At 72.6% G+C, this 16,188-nt stretch carries 16 protein-coding genes; 15 read left to right on the forward strand and 1 reads right to left on the reverse strand.

The genetic code is table 11. The features are described 5' to 3' along the window. The 10 genes from folE (at nt 1) to AC3RX1_RS10885 (ending at nt 8,868) form a co-directional block, all read left to right on the forward strand. Nucleotides 1–591 carry a GTP cyclohydrolase I gene (folE, locus tag AC3RX1_RS10840; RefSeq protein WP_491501245.1) on the forward strand — a complete coding sequence of 197 codons (591 nt, stop codon included), beginning with the start codon at nt 1–3 and terminating at the stop codon, nt 589–591. Next, nucleotides 588–1,391, forward strand: coding sequence for a dihydropteroate synthase (folP, locus tag AC3RX1_RS10845; RefSeq protein WP_491501246.1), 804 nt, complete (start codon nt 588–590; stop codon nt 1,389–1,391). Before folE ends, folP begins: the two co-directional genes overlap by 4 nt. Next, nucleotides 1,388–1,759 (forward strand): dihydroneopterin aldolase, encoded by a 372-nt coding sequence (folB, locus tag AC3RX1_RS10850; protein WP_491501247.1) that lies wholly within the window; start codon nt 1,388–1,390, stop codon nt 1,757–1,759. Before folP ends, folB begins: the two co-directional genes overlap by 4 nt. Next, nucleotides 1,756–2,277: a 2-amino-4-hydroxy-6-hydroxymethyldihydropteridine diphosphokinase gene (gene folK / locus AC3RX1_RS10855; protein ID WP_491501248.1), complete on the forward strand. Its 522-nt coding sequence runs from the start codon at nt 1,756–1,758 to the stop codon at nt 2,275–2,277. The genes folB and folK overlap by 4 nt, the downstream gene beginning before the upstream one ends. Continuing rightward, complete coding sequence (locus AC3RX1_RS10860) at nt 2,274–2,795, forward strand: DUF3180 domain-containing protein (RefSeq protein ID WP_491501249.1); 522 nt, start codon at nt 2,274–2,276, stop codon at nt 2,793–2,795. Before folK ends, AC3RX1_RS10860 begins: the two co-directional genes overlap by 4 nt. After that, entirely contained in the window at nt 2,713–3,390 is a 678-nt protein-coding gene (locus tag AC3RX1_RS10865) for a PH domain-containing protein (protein WP_491501250.1), read from the forward strand. Before AC3RX1_RS10860 ends, AC3RX1_RS10865 begins: the two co-directional genes overlap by 83 nt. Beyond that, nucleotides 3,387–5,243 carry a PH domain-containing protein gene (locus AC3RX1_RS10870; protein ID WP_491501251.1) on the forward strand — a complete coding sequence of 619 codons (1,857 nt, stop codon included), beginning with the start codon at nt 3,387–3,389 and terminating at the stop codon, nt 5,241–5,243. The genes AC3RX1_RS10865 and AC3RX1_RS10870 overlap by 4 nt, the downstream gene beginning before the upstream one ends. An 8-nt stretch (nt 5,244–5,251) precedes the next feature. Continuing rightward, on the forward strand, nt 5,252–6,907 hold the full coding sequence (locus tag AC3RX1_RS10875) for a LuxR C-terminal-related transcriptional regulator (protein WP_491501252.1): 1,656 nt from the start codon (nt 5,252–5,254) through the stop codon (nt 6,905–6,907). A gap of 75 nt (nt 6,908–6,982) precedes the next feature. Beyond that, nucleotides 6,983–8,122: a flavin-containing monooxygenase gene (locus AC3RX1_RS10880; protein ID WP_491501253.1), complete on the forward strand. Its 1,140-nt coding sequence runs from the start codon at nt 6,983–6,985 to the stop codon at nt 8,120–8,122. Between the two features lie 44 nt (nt 8,123–8,166). Beyond that, nucleotides 8,167–8,868: a DUF2520 domain-containing protein gene (locus AC3RX1_RS10885; RefSeq protein WP_491501254.1), complete on the forward strand. Its 702-nt coding sequence runs from the start codon at nt 8,167–8,169 to the stop codon at nt 8,866–8,868. A gap of 201 nt (nt 8,869–9,069) precedes the next feature. Here the strand turns inward: AC3RX1_RS10885 and AC3RX1_RS10890 are convergent, their stop codons facing one another. Further along, nucleotides 9,070–10,704 carry a phospholipase C gene (locus AC3RX1_RS10890; RefSeq protein ID WP_491501255.1) on the reverse strand — a complete coding sequence of 545 codons (1,635 nt, stop codon included), beginning with the start codon at nt 10,702–10,704 and terminating at the stop codon, nt 9,070–9,072. A gap of 175 nt (nt 10,705–10,879) precedes the next feature. On the opposite strand from AC3RX1_RS10890, the gene lysS reads away from it, so the two are divergent. The 5 genes from lysS (at nt 10,880) to AC3RX1_RS10915 (ending at nt 16,186) form a co-directional block, all read left to right on the forward strand. Further along, entirely contained in the window at nt 10,880–12,403 is a 1,524-nt protein-coding gene (gene lysS / locus AC3RX1_RS10895) for a lysine--tRNA ligase (RefSeq protein WP_491501256.1), read from the forward strand. Between the two features lie 60 nt (nt 12,404–12,463). Beyond that, nucleotides 12,464–12,652 (forward strand): hypothetical protein, encoded by a 189-nt coding sequence (locus tag AC3RX1_RS10900; protein ID WP_491501257.1) that lies wholly within the window; start codon nt 12,464–12,466, stop codon nt 12,650–12,652. A 105-nt stretch (nt 12,653–12,757) separates the two neighbouring features. Then, a complete protein-coding gene (cls, locus tag AC3RX1_RS10905) occupies nt 12,758–14,218 on the forward strand; it encodes a cardiolipin synthase (RefSeq protein ID WP_491501258.1) in 1,461 nt (486 codons plus the stop codon). A gap of 53 nt (nt 14,219–14,271) precedes the next feature. Beyond that, nucleotides 14,272–15,753: a protoporphyrinogen oxidase gene (hemG, locus tag AC3RX1_RS10910; protein ID WP_491501259.1), complete on the forward strand. Its 1,482-nt coding sequence runs from the start codon at nt 14,272–14,274 to the stop codon at nt 15,751–15,753. A gap of 76 nt (nt 15,754–15,829) precedes the next feature. Then, nucleotides 15,830–16,186 carry a hypothetical protein gene (locus AC3RX1_RS10915; protein ID WP_491501260.1) on the forward strand — a complete coding sequence of 119 codons (357 nt, stop codon included), beginning with the start codon at nt 15,830–15,832 and terminating at the stop codon, nt 16,184–16,186. Nucleotides 16,187–16,188: the final 2 nt, after the last annotated feature.

Here is a 16,188-nt window from a genome sequence, read left to right on the forward strand (position 1 = left end):
GTGGCCGTGGACCGAGAGCGCGTGAGCGCACTGGTCCGGGAGCTCCTCGTCGCGATCGGGGAGGACCCGGACCGACCCGGGCTGCGCCAGACCCCGCAGCGCGTCGCCGACGCCTACACCGAGTTCTTCGCGGGGGTGGATCAGGATGCGTCGGCCCCGCTGCAGCGCACCATCTCGGTCTCGTCCGGCCCCGCCCCCGACACGGTCCCGTCGGGTGCCGTCATGGTGCGCGGCATCCGCTTCCGCTCGATGTGCGAGCACCACCTGCTCCCGTTCGCCGGGCTCGCGCACATCGCGTACCTGCCCGGTGAGCAGGTCGTCGGCCTCGGCGCGCTGCCGCGGGTCGTGGACATCGTCGCCGCGCGGCCTCAGGTGCAGGAACGGCTCGGCGAGCAGATCGCCGACGCGTTCGCGCAGGCCCTCGACTGCAGGGGCGTGCTGGTCGTGCTCGACGCCGTGCACGAGTGCGTCACGATGCGGGGCGGTAAGCAGCCGGATGCGTCGACCGTGACGATCGCCGCGCGCGGTGAGCTCGCCGAGCCCGTCGCCCGTGCCGAGCTCGTGGCGCTGATCACCGGGGAGGCGGCGTGACGGTCATCATGGGCGCCGTGAACGTGACGCCCGACTCGTTCAGCGACGGCGGGCGTTACGCCTCCACCGACGCCGCGATCGCGCACGGACTCCAACTGCGCGCCGACGGCGCCGACATCCTCGACATCGGCGGCGAATCGACCCGCCCCGGCGCCGAGCGCGTCGACCCGGCCGTGGAGCAGCAGCGCGTGCTCCCGGTGATCCGCGAGCTCGCCGCGGCGGGCGCGGTGATCAGCGTCGACACGATGCACGCCTCGACGGCGCGTGCAGCGGTCGAAGCCGGCGCCCGCATCATCAACGACGTCGCCGGCGGGCTCGCCGACCCCGACATGCTCCGGGTCGCGGCGGGCAGCGGCGCCGACCTCGTGATCAGCCATTGGCGCGGCCACTCCGACGACATGTACGCGCACGCGCAGTACGGCGACGTCTCCCGCGAGATCGTCACCGAGCTCGTCGACCGGATGGAGGCTGCCGCCGCCGCGGGCATCGCCCCGTCGCGCGTCATCCTCGACCCGGGCATCGGCTTCGCGAAGCACGGCGACCAGAACTGGCAGGCGCTGCGGGGGCTGTCGGCCCTCGTGGGCGTGGGACCGCGCGTGCTCGTCGGCACGAGCCGCAAGCGGTTCCTCGCCGACCTGCTGGAACAGGGCGACGCCGGCCCCGCCACTGAGCAGCGCCGCGACCTCGCGACGGCGGTCGCGAGCGTGCTGGCCGCGCAGGCCGGGGTGTGGGGTGTGCGCGTGCACGACGTCGCCGCGACCCGCGACGCGCTCCGGGTCGCGCAGGCTTGGAAGGGATGATGGGCTCACTCGACGAGATCGCGCTGCAAGGCCTCCGCGCGTTCGGCTACCACGGCGTCTACCCGCACGAGCGGCGCGACGGCCAGGTCTTCACTGCCGACGTCACGCTGCACGTCGACACCCGCCGGGCCGCGGCATCCGACGACGTCCTCGACACCGTGCACTACGGCGAGGTCGCCGAGGCGATCACCACGATCATCGCCGGTGACCCGGTGAACCTCATCGAGACGCTGTGCGCGCGCATCGCCGACGCCGTGCTCGCGTTCGACGGCGTGCAGGGAGTGACCGTGACGGTGCACAAGCCGGATGCGCCGATCACTGTGCCGTTCGACGACGTGGCCGTCACGATCCACCGGGGGAGCGCATGAGCCGTCGTCTCGCCCAGGGATTCACGCCACCGGCGCACGGTGTCCTCGTCGTGATCGCGCTGGGCGCGAACCTCGGTGACCGCCGGGCGACGATCGCCGCCGCCGTCGATGCGCTGCGCGCGCTGCCGCTGACTGACGGCGTCGAGGTCGCCGATGCGATCGACTCGGTCGCGGTCAAGCTCGACGGGCCGGATGCCGATGCTCCCGCGTACCTCAACACCGTCGCGACGCTGCGCACCCGGCTCGCTCCGTCGGTGCTGCTGGCGGCTCTGCACGAGATCGAGGATGCGCACGGCCGGGTGCGGACCGAGCGCTGGGGCGATCGCACGCTCGACCTCGACATCATCGCCTACGGCGAGGTGCGCAGCTCCGACGCCGACCTGACGCTGCCGCATCCGCGTGCCGCCGAGCGCACGTTCGTGCTGGAACCGTGGGCGGCGCTCGATCCGGAGGCGGTGCTGCCCGGAGCCGGCAGCGTGCGCGATCTGCTGGACGGGCTGACGGGGGCGCAGGGATGAAGCGCACGAACCCTGCGGCGCTCGTCGTCGCCGCGGTGCTCGGCGTCGGCGTCGGCTATCTCATCGACCAGCTGCTGACCGCGGCGGGGCGCCCGAGCTTCGTCCCGATGATCTCGCTCCCGGTGCTGCTGGCCGCGCTCGGTGTGCTCGTCGTCGTGCTGGCGATCCCGATCCATCGGGCTACGCACGGCAGCTCGCAGAACCCCGTCAATCCCTTCCGCGCTGTGCGCATCGCGATGCTCGCGAAGGCGTCGAGTCTTGTCGGCGCGGTGTTCGGCGGCCTGGGGCTCGGTCTCATCCTCTTCGTCCTGACCCGGCCGGCCGACCCCTCGGTAGGCTCATTGGGCGCACTCATCGCGACGGTCGTGTGCGCGGCGCTCCTGGTCACGGGAGGCCTCGTCGCCGAGCACCTCTGCACCATCCGGAAGGACGACGATGACGAACACCCCTCAGGCGGGTCCGGAGCCGACGGAACCGACGGCCCCCACAACGCCTTCGGCTCCCACTCCGGGCGCTGACGCGATTCCGGATGCGTCGGCCGACGCATCCTTCTCGCTGGCGGCCGACGCATCCGTCGCTCATGACGTGCTCGACGACCGGACGTTCGACCGCGTGCTCGAGCCGCGCAGCGACAACCGCCTGCCGCTCGGCGACGGCGCATGGCACCAGCTTGCCCGCGCGTACGTGTGGGTGCGGCTGATCTCCGTCACGGCGCTGCTCGTCATCGTGCTCGTCGCGGCCGGCGTCATCACCGCGTTGAGCGGCGAGAGCTGGATCTGGATCCCCGGCGGCATCGCCGCCGTCGTGCTCGCGTGGACGGCGGCGATCACGCCACGCCAGGCGCGCTCGTTCGGGTATCGCCTCCGCGAGGACGACCTCGTGTTCCGCCGCGGCATCCTGTGGCAGCGCATGGTCGCCGTGCCCTACGGGCGCATGCAGCTCGTCGACATCACACACGGTCCGCTCGACCGCGCATTCGGCATCGCGCAGCTCAAGCTCGTGACCGCCGCCGCGGCCACCGGGGTCGTGATCCCCGGGCTCACGCAGCGGGCCGCCGAGCAGCTGCGTGACACGCTCATCGCGGTCGCCGAGACCCGCCGGACCGGCCTGTGACCACTCCCGCCTCTGAGCCCCCGGCGCCGGGCGCCGCGCAGTCCGGGACGCCGCTGCCCGGCGCGCGCTCGCCGCTCAGCGACGGCGAGTGGCACCGCATGCACCCGCTCACGCCGCTGTTCCGCGGGGGCCTTGCCCTCGTCATCGTCGCCGGCATCGTGATCTCGAACCTCCGCGAGCGGATCATCGACTTCTTCATCGGCGGCTTCGTGCCCGGCGCCCGGGAGTTCGAAGACACCGGCGATCCCGTCGACTTCGTGCTGCGCAACAACCTCGTGCTCGTCGCGCTCGCCGCGGTGCTCCTGGTCGTCGTCGTGCTGACCGGGCTGTTCTACCTCGCGTGGCGGTTCCACACGTTCCGGATCACCGGCGACGACGTCGAGGTGCGCAGCGGCGTGCTGTTCCGCAGCCACCGCCGGGCGCCGCTCGACCGGGTGCAGGGCGTCAACCTCACCCGGCCGATGATCGCGCGGCTGTGCGGGATGGCGAAGCTCGAGGTCGTCGGCGCGGGGGCCGACGCGAACGTCAAGCTCGAGTACCTCTCGACCGCCAACGCCGAGGCCGTCCGCGCCGACATCCTGCGGCTCGCGTCGGGGCGGCGCCTCGCCGAGGCGCGGGCGAAGGATGCGGCGGCCGGCGCCGGCTCGCGTGTGCAGGCTGCGGCATCCGTCGTCACGGACGCCGTCACCGGCCTCGTGCTCGGCGCGGAGGAGCCGGTGGCCGAGCCCGCGTCGGTCGTGCACATCCCCGTCGCCCGCATCGTGCTGTCGCGGGTGCTCGGCAGCGGCACCCTCGTGCTCCTCGGGCTGATCGTCGCCGCGATCTGGGGCTCCATCGTCGGCACCCCCTGGATCCTCTTCACGATCGTGCCGATGTTCCTCGCGTTCGGCGCCGTGCTCGTGCGGTCGGTCACCAAGGCGCTGCGCTACGCGATCGCTCCCACGCCCGACGGCGTGCGGATCACGTTCGGCCTGTTCACGACGGTCACCGAGATCCTGCCGCCGGGCCGCATCCACGCGATCGAGGTGAGCCAGCCCCTGCTGTGGCGCCCGGCGGGCTGGTGGGCGGTGCGGGTGAACCGGATGAGCGGCAAGAGCGCCTCGTCGGGAGAGGCTGACCAGTTCGCCGAGGTGCTCCCGGTCGGCGACCGCGCCGACGTCGAGCGCGTGCTGCGGCTGCTCATGCCCGGCATGCCGGAGGACGGATGGCCGCTCGTGTTCGAGCACGGCATCCTCGGGCCGGCCGCCGACGACCCGTACACGAACACCCCGCGCCGCGCGCGGATCCTGCGGCCGCTGTCGTGGCGGCGCAACGGGTTCCTGCTCACGGCGCCGGCGCTGTTCCTGCGGCGTGGGGTGATCTGGCGCAGCCTCGGCGTCTTCCCGCTCGCGCGCCTGCAGAGCTTCCACGTGCGGCAGGGGCCGGTCGACCGCGCGCTCCGGGTCGCCGGTGTCCACGCCGACACGATCAGCGGGCGCGTCTCGGGCCGGCTGGGTGCCGTCGATCGGGATGCCGCCCTCGGCCTGTTCGCCCAGGTCGAGGCGGCTGCGATCGTCGCGGGCGCCGCCGACCGCAGCCACCGGTGGGCGGGGGAGCCCGAGGTGCCCGATCTCGCCACGCCGGCCGAGGCATCCGACACCATCGTCCCGCCGGCGTCCTCGGACTCGGCGGCCCCGATGGATCGCGACACTGCAGCCCCGCACGCGGCACCGGACGGTCTGACGGGTGCCGACACCGCAGCCCCGCCCGTGGCACCGGGCGGGCCTGTCGTATCCGACACCGCAGCCCCGCCCGCGGCACTCGACGCGCAGGCGGGTCTCGACACCGTAGCCCCGCCGACGCGGCAGGACTAGGATTCCGGGTGCCCGCGGACGAGGGGGCCACCGTGGAGACAGCACTGACACCGGGCCGCACCGACTGGATCGCCGAGCGCGCGCGCCTGCGCGCCGCTCCTCCCGATGCGCACGGGTGGGCGCGCCTCGCCCTCGCGGCCTATCTCCTCGCCGACACCGGCGAGGCGGTCGACGCGTGGAACCGCGCGTTCGATGCCTTCACCGACGTGGCGGCGCACGTCGACGCCGCGCGATGCGCGTTCTGGGCGGCGTTCGCGCTCGCCGGAGCGGGCGAACCCGCCCGGGCCGGCGCCTGGGCCGCGCGGCTCGGCGCACTCGCCCAGGCGCATCCCGACGAGCCGGTCGTCGCAGCCCTCGCCGCGCTCGCCGGGGCCGGGCGCGAGCCCGATCCCGCCGTCGCCGCCGAGCTGCTCGATCGGGCACGCGCGCTCGCCGCCGCAGCGGCCGACGACGATGTCCTCGTTCTCGCGACCCTCCAGCGCGCTCACCTCTTCGTGCTGACGGGTCAGCCTGCGCCGGGCTTCGCCCTCATGGACGACGTCATGCTGCGCACGCGCGCCGGCGGACTGTTCGAGCCCGTCGCCGGGGCGGCGTTCTGCGGCGTGATCGGCAGCTGCTTCGCGCGCTGCGACTGGGCGCGCGCGGCGGAGTGGACGGCGGCGCTCGCCGCGTGGTGCGAGACCCAGCGCGGACTCGTCCCGTTCCGCGGCGTGTGCCTCGTGCACGAAGCGCGGCTCGCCTTCGTCCACGGCCGCTGGGACGAAGCGGCAGTGCTGGCCCGCGACGGCCTGACGCGGCCGGTGTCGCCCATGGACGACCCCCGACCCGACGCGCTGCGGCTGCTCGGCGACATCGAACGGCTGCGCGGCCACATCGCCGCCGCGCTCGACGAATACCACGCGGCCGCGCGCGCGGGCGGGGAGCCTCAGCCGGGACTCGCGATCATCCGGGCGGCCGAGGGCGACACCGCGCTCGCACGCGCCGGTCTCGAGCGCGCCCTCGCCGCGGGACCCGCTCCCGAGATCGCATGCGACGTGCTCGGTGCGCTCGTCGACCTGAGCGTGCAGAGCGGCGACGCCTCCCGGTCAGGCTCTGCGCGTGACGCGCTGCAGGGGTGGGCCGACCGGCTCGGCACAGCGTATCCGCGGGCCCTCGCGGCGCGTGCGACGGCGGTCGTCGCGGCCGCAGCCGGCGACCGCGCCGCCGCGCACGAGAACCTGCGCACCGCCCTCGCCGCGTGGCGTGAGATCGGCGCCCTGTACGAAGGGGCGCGCACCCGGATGCTGCTGGGCGACGTGTGTCTGGACGACGGCGATCGCGACGCCGCTGCTGCGGAGTTCGAGGCGGCACGCGACGTCTTCGAGGTGGTCGGCGCGGCGGCCGACGCATCCGTGGCCGCCGCGCACCTCCGCCGCGCCACCGGTGGCCGCACGGCGGACGGCGAACCGCTCACCCCGCGGGAGCGCGAGGTGCTCGCGCTCGTCGCGGTGGGCCTCGGGAACCGCGCCATCGCCGAGCGGCTGTTCCTCAGTGAGCGCACCGTGGCCCGTCACGTCGGCAACATCCTCGCGAAGCTCTCGCTCGCCAACCGCGCCGCCGCGACGGCGTACGCATACGAGCACGGGCTCGTCCGTTCTGGTCATTCCGCGCCATCCGGCTCCTGACCGAAATGGGCATCCCGGCCGATGCCGGCCCTGTGCCCGCCCGCCTACCGTCGGCCATGACGGAAGGAAACGGACATGGACGAGACGATGACGGCCCGGCGCGGTGCCGGGACGGCGACGGCGTCGACCGGGCGCGTGGGGACCCTCGTGATCGGCGCCGGCGTCGCCGGGATGTGCGCGGCGCACGAGCTGAGCCGCGCCGGCGAGGACTTCGCCGTGATCGACGCCGCGACGCGCATCGGCGACAGCTGGCGCGAGCGGTACGACTCGCTGCGGCTGTTCAGCACGCGGCACTACGCGAGTCTGCCGGGCGATCGGATGCCGATCGGCCGGCGTGACTGCCCGACCCGCAACGAGTTCGCCGACTACCTCGCCGATCACGCCCGGCGCACGCGGGTGCCGGTGCAGCTGGGGCGCCGGGTGACCCGGGTGGTGCGAGACGGCGACGGATTCCTGGTCCGGTGGACCGGCGCACCGGGCGCCACCGGCGCCGAGGAGAAGGGCGAGCTGCACGCGTCGCGGCTCCTCGTCGCCGTGGGGGCGCACGCGCGGCGCATCGAGCCGCCGTTCGCCGACCTGCTCGACCCCTCGATCCGCTCCCTGCATTCGACGCAGTACCGCGGGCCGGGCGATCTCGCGGCCGGGCCGGTGCTCATCGTCGGGGCGGGCAACTCGGGGACCGACATCGCACTCGAGGCGGCCGCGCACGGCCATTCCACCGTGCTCGCGGGCCGGCACCCCGGTCAGCTGCCGCTCGACATCGACACAGTCGGCGGATTCGTGCTGTCGCACGTGATCCTGTTCGCGATGCGGCGCGTGCTCACGGTGCGCAGCCGCCGCGGCCGCGCCGTGCGCGACGCGATGCGGGGCCACGGCCTCATGCTCATCCGGAACCGCCTCGCCGACCTCGATGCCGCGGGCATCGTGCGCGTCGGGAGGATCGCCGGCGTCCGCGACGGACGGCCGTTCACCGCCGAGGGAGCGCTGGACGCCGCGACCGTGGTCTGGTGCACGGGATCGCGCCCCGAGCTGTCGTGGCTCGATGTCGAGGGTGCGCTCGACGCCGACGGCGAGCCGGTGCACGACCGCGGCGTCGGGGTGCGCGGGATCGGGTACGTCGGACTCGACTTCCAGTACTCCGCCGCCTCGGGCACGATCCAGGGCATGCCGCAGGATGCGCGCAGCGTCGTCCGCCGGCTGCTGGCCGCGAGGTAGCATCGTGCGGTGCCCGGGCGTGCCGGGTGCGGGACGGGGTGAGGGTGACGCGCGACGGACGGCTGGGCGTGGGGATCATCGGCGCCGGACGCGTGGGGCCCGTCGTGGGAGCGGCCCTCGCCGGCGCCGGGCACGCCGTGATCGGCATCACGCATGGATCCGACGACGACCGGGTCGAGTCGGTGCTGCCGGGCGTGCCCTTCCTCGACGCTGCGGAGGTCGTCCGGCGCAGCGAGCTCGTCGTCCTCGCGGTGCCGCATGACGAGCTCGCGGGGCTCGTCGAGGGCCTCGCCGAAGTCGGGGCCTGGCAGCTCGGGCAGCTCGTGCTGCACACCGATCCCGGGTACGGGCTCGACGTGCTGGGCCCTGCCGCGTCCCGAGGCGCGATCCCGCTGGCGATCCATCCGGCGATCTCCTTCACCGGCACGTCGATGGATCTGCGCCAGCTCACCGATGCGTTCGCCGCCGTCACGGCACCCGCCGCGGTGCTGCCGATCGCGCAGGCGCTCGCCGTCGAGCTCGGATGCGAGCCGGTGGTGGTGGCGGACGCGGATCGCCCGGCGTACGCCGAGGCGATCGCGACCGCGACGGAGTTCTCGCTCTCGATCGTGCGTCAGGCGTCCGATCTGCTTGCCTCCGCCGGGGTGGAGAATCCGCGGGCGTTCCTGTCGACGATCGTGCACTCCAGCGTCGACCAGGCGCTCGCCGATCCCGGCGAACCGGATCTCGAATTGCCCGACGACTGAGCCGACGCTGCCCTCCGAGGCGCGTCGGCCGACGCATCCCGCTTCGAGGCCTCATGCGGAATTCCGTCCCGAATCGTCGCACGGACGGGGGCGAAGCGGCGGAACGGGACGGTCGATCGGGGCTCTCTGCTCGGTCGACGCCCGTGGCCGCTCCTGAATGCACCGACCTCGCCGTTCACGTCGACCGAAGTCGCGTGCCGCTCAGCCGCCCTTCCGGACGGATCCGTCGGGGTTCAGCAGCAGCGGCGCGGTGTGCGGCGGGGCGGTGAAGTCGAACAGCCCGTCCAGCGTCCCCGCGCGGGCATCGAAGCTGCCGCCGCCGAGCCGGCCGAGCCGCCAGTTGTCCTCGATGAAGCGGAGGATCGAGGTCTGCTCCGTCGCCGTGTGATCGACCTGGTTCTGCCGTGCGTACGGCGAGATCACGAGGAGCGGCAGCCGCTGGCTCGGCCCGCAGCGGCCCGGCTCATCGCGCGCGACGGGAGCCCCCGAGTCGGCGCAGATCGCGGCGTCGGCCGTCGTGTGCGAGGAGTTCAGGATCGTCGGGGCGACGTGGTCGTACCAGCCGTCGGAGTCGTCGTACGCGATCACGACGGCGGTCGACGCCCACTCCGGCGACTGCTGCAGTCGGTTCAGCGTCGCGACGAGAAAGCGCTGCTCGTCGAGCGGACCGGAGTACCCGGCGTGTCCGTCCTGCGCCGCCGGTGCCTTCAGGAACGACACCGCGGGAAGGATGCCGGCGCCCAGTGCCGCGTCGAAGTCGCGCAGGTCGTACTGGTGGTGGGCGCGATCGCTGCGGCCGATCATGCCCGTCGAGCTCGGTGCGAGGTGGTGCGGGTTCGCCGTCTGCGGGAAGTACTGGAAGGGCTCGTGGTGGGCGATGTAGTCGGACACCGCCGCCCCGGCGACGTTGGTCGTCGTCGCGCCGCACCGCGCCGGCGTGCCGGCCGACGCATGCCACGCCGTCGTCGGCCGGAAGCCGCCGGAGAACCACCCCCACGTGACGCCCTTCGCATCCAGGAGGTCGCCGATCGTGCGGGAGGATGCGGCGAACCGGCCGAGCGGCTTGCCTGACGACCGGTTGCTGCAGTCGTCGAACGCCGGATCGACGTCGGAGATGAGGGCGCCGCGCCCGTCCGCACCCGGTGCGAGCACCCGTGCCGGGTCGCGGACGATCCCACCGGTGTGCGGGTCGACCAGCGCGGCTCCCGACGTCTGCCCGGCGACGAGGTCGATCGCGCCGGGGGTCGACGGCCCGAACACGGTGTCCCAGGAGTTGTCGCTCATCGCGCCGTGCTGGGCGTAGTTCCACAGCGCCGTGACCGTGTTGCCGTCGTAGTAGTCCATCACGAGGCCGGGCTCGCCGAACGCCCCCGAGCACTCGTCCCGGGAGGTGTGCTCGACGAAGCGGTCCATGCGGCCGGCGTTCATCGCGAGCTGCTCGTCGGTGTAGCCGTGATCCTGGTCGCAGGTCACGGCCTCCTCGTGGGTGAGCCGGTGCGGCACGGCGGAATTCGGGTTGCGGTGGAGGAGACGGGCCGCCGCCAGGGTGTCGGCGTGCGGGGTGCCGGATGCCGCGTGGAAGGCGGTGCCGTCGGTGTTCGCCGCAACGGGGTAGGTGCCGAAGTAGTGGTCGAACGAGACGTTCTCGCCGAAGATCACGACGAGGTGCCGGATGGGAGTGGCGGTCGCCGCGTGCACCGGAGAGGGGGATGCGGTGGCCGGCGCAGACGGCGGTGGCTCGGCGACGGTGGGGCTCGGCGCCGCGACCGGGGCGCAGGCGGTCAGCGCGAGCGCGGCGATCCCACCCGCGCTCCACCACCGGCCTCTTCGAGTCATTTCATTCGCCCTCGCTTCTCAGTGTGCACGCCGCACGCGCGCCGTGGGAGAAGGAGTTTCCGTCGGCAGAAGGAATTCGGCGCTGTGCATCTCCTTCCCCGCCCGAATCTCCTTCGACTCAGGACGCCGGGAGCCCGCCGATAGACTGGACAGGACTTCCGAGGAGCCCCGCCGCATGACCGACACCCCTGCACCCGCGCCCGCCGACGAGACGACCGAAGACGACGTCATCGAGCAGAAGGCCGTGCGCATGGCCAAGCGCGAGCGGCTCATCGCGGAGCGGACGGATGCCGCCGGCGGCGCCTATCCGGTCACCGTGCCGGTCACCGACACGATCCCGCAGCTGCGCGAGCGCTTCGGCGAACTCGAGGCCGGCAGCGAGACCGGCGTCACCGCCGCGGTCGCAGGCCGCGTCGTTTTCAGCCGCAACACCGGAAAGCTCTGCTTCGCGTCGCTGCAGTCGGGCGACGGCAGCCGCATCCAGGCGATGGTCTCGCTCGCCGCCGTCGGCGACGAGTCGCTGCAGCGGTGGAAGGAGCTCGTCGACCTCGGCGACCACGTGTACGTCCGCGGCGAGGTGATCTCGAGCCGTCGTGGCGAGCTCTCGATCATGGTCGACGACTGGGCCATCGCGTCGAAGGCGCTGCTGCCGCTTCCGAACCTCTACACCGAGCTCAGCGAGGAGAGCCGCGTCCGCAGCCGCTTCCTCGACCTCATCGTCCGCGACCAGGCGCGGCAGACCGTCCGCGCCCGCGCGAAGGTCAACGCGAGCCTGCGGCGGACCTTCGCCGACCACGACTTCGTCGAGGTCGAGACGCCGATGCTGCAGGTCCAGCACGGCGGCGCGTCGGCCCGACCGTTCGTCACGCACTCGAACGCCTTCGACACCGAGCTGTACCTGCGCATCGCGCCGGAGCTCTACCTCAAGCGCGCCGCGGTCGGCGGCATCGACCGGGTGTTCGAGATCAACCGCAACTTCCGCAACGAGGGCGCCGACTCGACGCACAGCCCCGAGTTCGCGATGCTCGAGGCGTACCAGGCGTACAGCGACTACAACGGCATCGCCGACCTCACGCAGGAGCTCATCCAGAACGCCGCGATCGCCGTGGCCGGATCGACCACCGTGACCTGGGCGGACGGCACCGTCTACGACCTCGGCGGCCAGTGGGACCGCATCTCGATGTACGACTCGCTGTCCGCAGCATCCGGCGTCGCCGTCACCCCCGACACCCCGGTCGCCGATCTCGAGAAGCTCGCTGCCGCGAACGGCGTCGACACCCCGCCGCATGCGACGCACGGCAAGTGGGTCGAGGAGCTGTGGGAGCACTTCGTCAAGGGCGACCTCGTGCGCCCGACGTTCGTGATGGACTTCCCCGTCGACACGAGCCCGCTCGTGCGCGAGCACCGCTCGATCGCCGGCGTCGTCGAGAAGTGGGACCTCTACGTGCGCGGATTCGAGCTCGCCACCGGGTACTCCGAGCTGATCGACCCCGTCATCCAGCGCGAGCGCTTCGTCGCGCAGGCGAAGCTGGCGGCGGCCGGCGACGTGGAGGCGATGCGCATCGACGAGGAGTTCCTCCGCGCGATGGAGCACGGGATGCCGCCGATGGGCGGAATGGGGATGGGCATCGACCGCCTGCTCATGGCGATCACCGGCCTCGGCATCCGCGAGACGATCCTCTTCCCGCTCGTGAAGTAGCCGCCGCCCGCGCCCATGGCGGCACAGCCGGCCCGGCACCGGCGCCGGTACGATGGAGGCATGGACAACTTCTGGGTCGCGGCGTTCTGGTCGATCATCCCGACCGTCGTGGTGCTCGGGCTGTTCGTCTTCATCCTGCGGTCGGTGGTCCGGATGGACCGCAACGAGCGGCGCGTCTACGCCAAGGTCGAGGCCGAGGAGCGCGCCAAGCGCGGGCTTCCTGCAGCGCCGCCGGCCGCCGAGCGCTGAGCACCCGCTGATCCCGCCCCACGCCCGCGCTGACGCGCGCCGCGGCTGGTCGGCGGCGTCCGCGCCTCCCGCTACGCTGGACCGATAACGGGCAGAGGGGGCGGGATGACGGCGTTCATCGCGACATGGTGGCCGATCGTCATCCTCGTCTTCGATATCGCGATCCGCATCGCCGCGATCATCATCGTCCCCCGCAACCGGCGCCCCACGGCGGCCATGGCCTGGCTGCTCGCGATCTACTTCATCCCCCTCGTGGGAGTGCTGCTCTTCCTGCTCATCGGCACGCCGCGGCTGCCGCGCAAGCGCCGCCGCAAGCAGGACGCGATCAACGACTACATCCGCGAGACGAGCGCGCACCTCGACTTCGGCACGCTGCGGCCGCACGCCCCCGACTGGTTCAACTCGCTCGTCACGATGAACCGCACGCTCGGCGCGATGCCGCTGGCCGGCGACAACAGCGCCCACCTCATCTCCGACTACCAGGCGAGCATCGACGCGATGGCCGCCGCCATCCGGGCGGCGAAGCGGTACGTGCACGTGGAGTTCTACATCCTGCAGGCGGATGCGGCGACCGACGACTTCTTCCGGGCGATGGAGGAGGCCGCACGCCGCGGGGTGACGGTGCGCGTGCTGCTGGATCACTGGGCGAACCGCGGCAAGCCGTACTACCGCCGCACCCTCAAGCGCCTGCGCACGATGGGCGCCCATTGGCAGCTCATGCTCCCGGTGCAGCCGCTGCGCGGGAAGTACCAGCGCCCCGATCTGCGCAACCACCGCAAGCTGCTCGTCGTCGACGGCGACGTCGCGTTCATGGGCTCGCAGAACGTCACCGACTCGAGCTACAACCTGCCGAAGAACATCCGACGCGGGCTGCACTGGGTCGACCTCATGGTGCGCATCGAAGGCCCGGTGGTCGCCTCCGTCAACGCCGTGTTCCTCTCCGACTGGTACAGCGAGACCGACGAGACCCTCGAAGACGAGGTCGACCTGTTCGACATCTCGACCGGTCCCGGCGACCTGGACTGCCAGATCATCCCGAGCGGACCCGGCTTCCGGTTCGAGAACAACCTCAAGCTGTTCCTCGGTCTCCTGTACGCCGCGCAGCGCAAGATTATCATCGTGAGTCCCTACTTCGTGCCGGACGAGGCGCTGCTGCTGGCCGTCGCGACGGCGTGCCACAGGGGGCTCGAGGTCGAGCTGTTCGTCTCGGAGGAAGGCGACCAGGCGATGGTCTACCACGCCCAGCGCAGCTACTACGAGGCGCTGCTGCGGGCCGGGGTGAAGATCTGGCTGTACCGCAGGCCGTTCATCCTGCATTCGAAGTCGATGACGATCGACGACGAGGTCGCGATCATCGGGTCGAGCAACATGGACATGCGCTCGTTCGGCCTGAACCTCGAGGTCTCGATGCTCGTACGCGGCGACGAATTCGTGCGTGAGATGCGCGAGGTCGAGCAGAAGTACCGCGAGCTCTCCCGCGAGCTGACGCTCGAGGAATGGCTCACGCAGCCCCTGCGGTCGACGGTGCTCGACAACATCGCGCGGCTCACGTCCGCGCTGCAGTGAGCTCCGCCGGGAGCGCCGTCGTGCGGTGAACGTGCGAATGGGAGGATGGATGCGTGGCTGTCGACGACCCTGATCCGGTTCCCCTCGATGAGCTCGCCGGAGCGGCGGGACGCGTCCGCGTCGCCGTGATCGGCGGAGGCATCTCCGGTCTCGTCGCGGCGCTCGAGTGCGCGAAGGTCGGCCTGCACGTGACGGTGTTCGAGGCATCCGATCGCCTCGGCGGCACCGTGCGCACCGTCGAGATCGACGGCATGCGCGTCGACACCGGCGCCGACTGCCTTGCCCTTCGCGGCGAACTCGCCCCACTCGTCGACGCGCTCGGGCTCGGCGACGCGCTCACAGCTCCGGCGACCGAGACGCGCTGGATCGCCGGTCTGCCCGGTCCGCAGCAGGCTGCGCCGCTGCCCGACGACACGGTCCTCGGCATCCCCGAGAACATGTTCGGAGACGCGACGCGGGAGATCCTCGGCACGGGCGGCATGTGGCGGGCGTACCTCGACCGGCTGCGTCCGCCGCTGACGATCGGGCACGAGCGGAGCCTCGGCACTCTCGTGCGCACCCGGATGGGGCAGAAGGTGCTCGACCGTCTCGTCACACCGGTCACGACCGGTGTCTACGGCGCACTCCCCGGCGAGATCGACGTCGACGTCGCGGCGCCGGGGCTGAACGCCGCGCTCACTCGAGCCGGATCGCTCTCGGGAGCCGTCGCGATGCTCCGGGCGGAGCGTCCCGCGGGATCGGCGATCAGGTCGCTGAAGGGCGGGATGTCGCAGCTCGTCGACGCTCTAGCCGTGCGCCTGGGGGAGCTCGGCGCTGACGTGCGCACCGGGTCGGCCGTCTCGGGCCTCGAGTCGGCCGGCGGCGACGCCTGGGTCGTGCACACTCCCGACGCCGAGTTCGACACGAGCACCGGCGGCTCGGAGCTCGAGGTGTTCGACGCGGTGGTGGTCGCGACCCCCGAGGCGCAGGCACGGCGACTGCTCGCTCCCGTCGTCGGGTCCCTCACTCCGGTCGAGCCCGCCGGGACGCCCCTCGAGACGGTGACCCTGGTCGTGGAGTCGCCGGCCCTCGACGATGGCCCCCGGGGCGCCGAGGTGCTCGCGATGCCGGGCACGCGGGCGGCCGCGAGCGTGCTGCACCTGACCGCGAAGTGGGGGACAGCCCGAGCCGGGCACCACGCCGTGCGCGTCATGTTCGGCGGCCCGGGCGTTCGGCCCGCCACGGCCGGGATGGCCGACGCCGAGGCGGCGGAGTTCGCGCGGGCCGAGGCATCCGCTCTGCTCGGTGTCGAGATCGATGCGGGCGCCGTGCGGGGCTTCGACCGTGCGCGGTTCACGCTCGCGCCGTCGCGCGCGATGACGGGTCGCCGCGCGCTGGCAGAGCGCGCGCGCAACGCCATCGAGGCGACGCCGCGGCTCGCGGCGACCGGCGCATGGCTGGCCGGAAGCGGGCTCGCGCAGGTCGTCCCCGATGCCGTGGCCGCAGCCGATCGGCTCCGCCGGCGCGCGCTGTTCGGGGAGGATACCGCGTCCTGACCGTGGTCGGAAGGGTGGATGCCGGAAACGGCATACAGCGTTACCCTGGGGGAAGTCGACAAGGTGAGGAGACCCGATGCGAGGCAAAGTCGGACTGGTGATCGGACTGGCCGCGGGATACGTGCTGGGCACGCGCGCGGGCCGCGAGCGCTACGAGCAGATCAAGGTGCAGGCCGAGAAGATCTGGAACCTCCCACCCGTGCAGAAGCAGGTCGACAAGGCCAAGGCGTTCGGCAAGACCGCCGCGATGGCGGTGCCCACCGCGCTCTGGGACGGCGCCGTCAAGGTCACGAAGGCCGCCGCGTCGCGCGGCAGCGCCGGTGACCGGTTCGATGCCGCGGTGCAAGCGGGCAAGAGTTCGGCGGGCGATGTGGCGCGCGCGGTGGACGAGGCCGTCGACGCGGCGGAAGACGCCGCCCGCGACGGGAGCTGACG

The sequence above is a fragment of the Microbacterium altimontanum genome, from assembly GCF_058349865.2.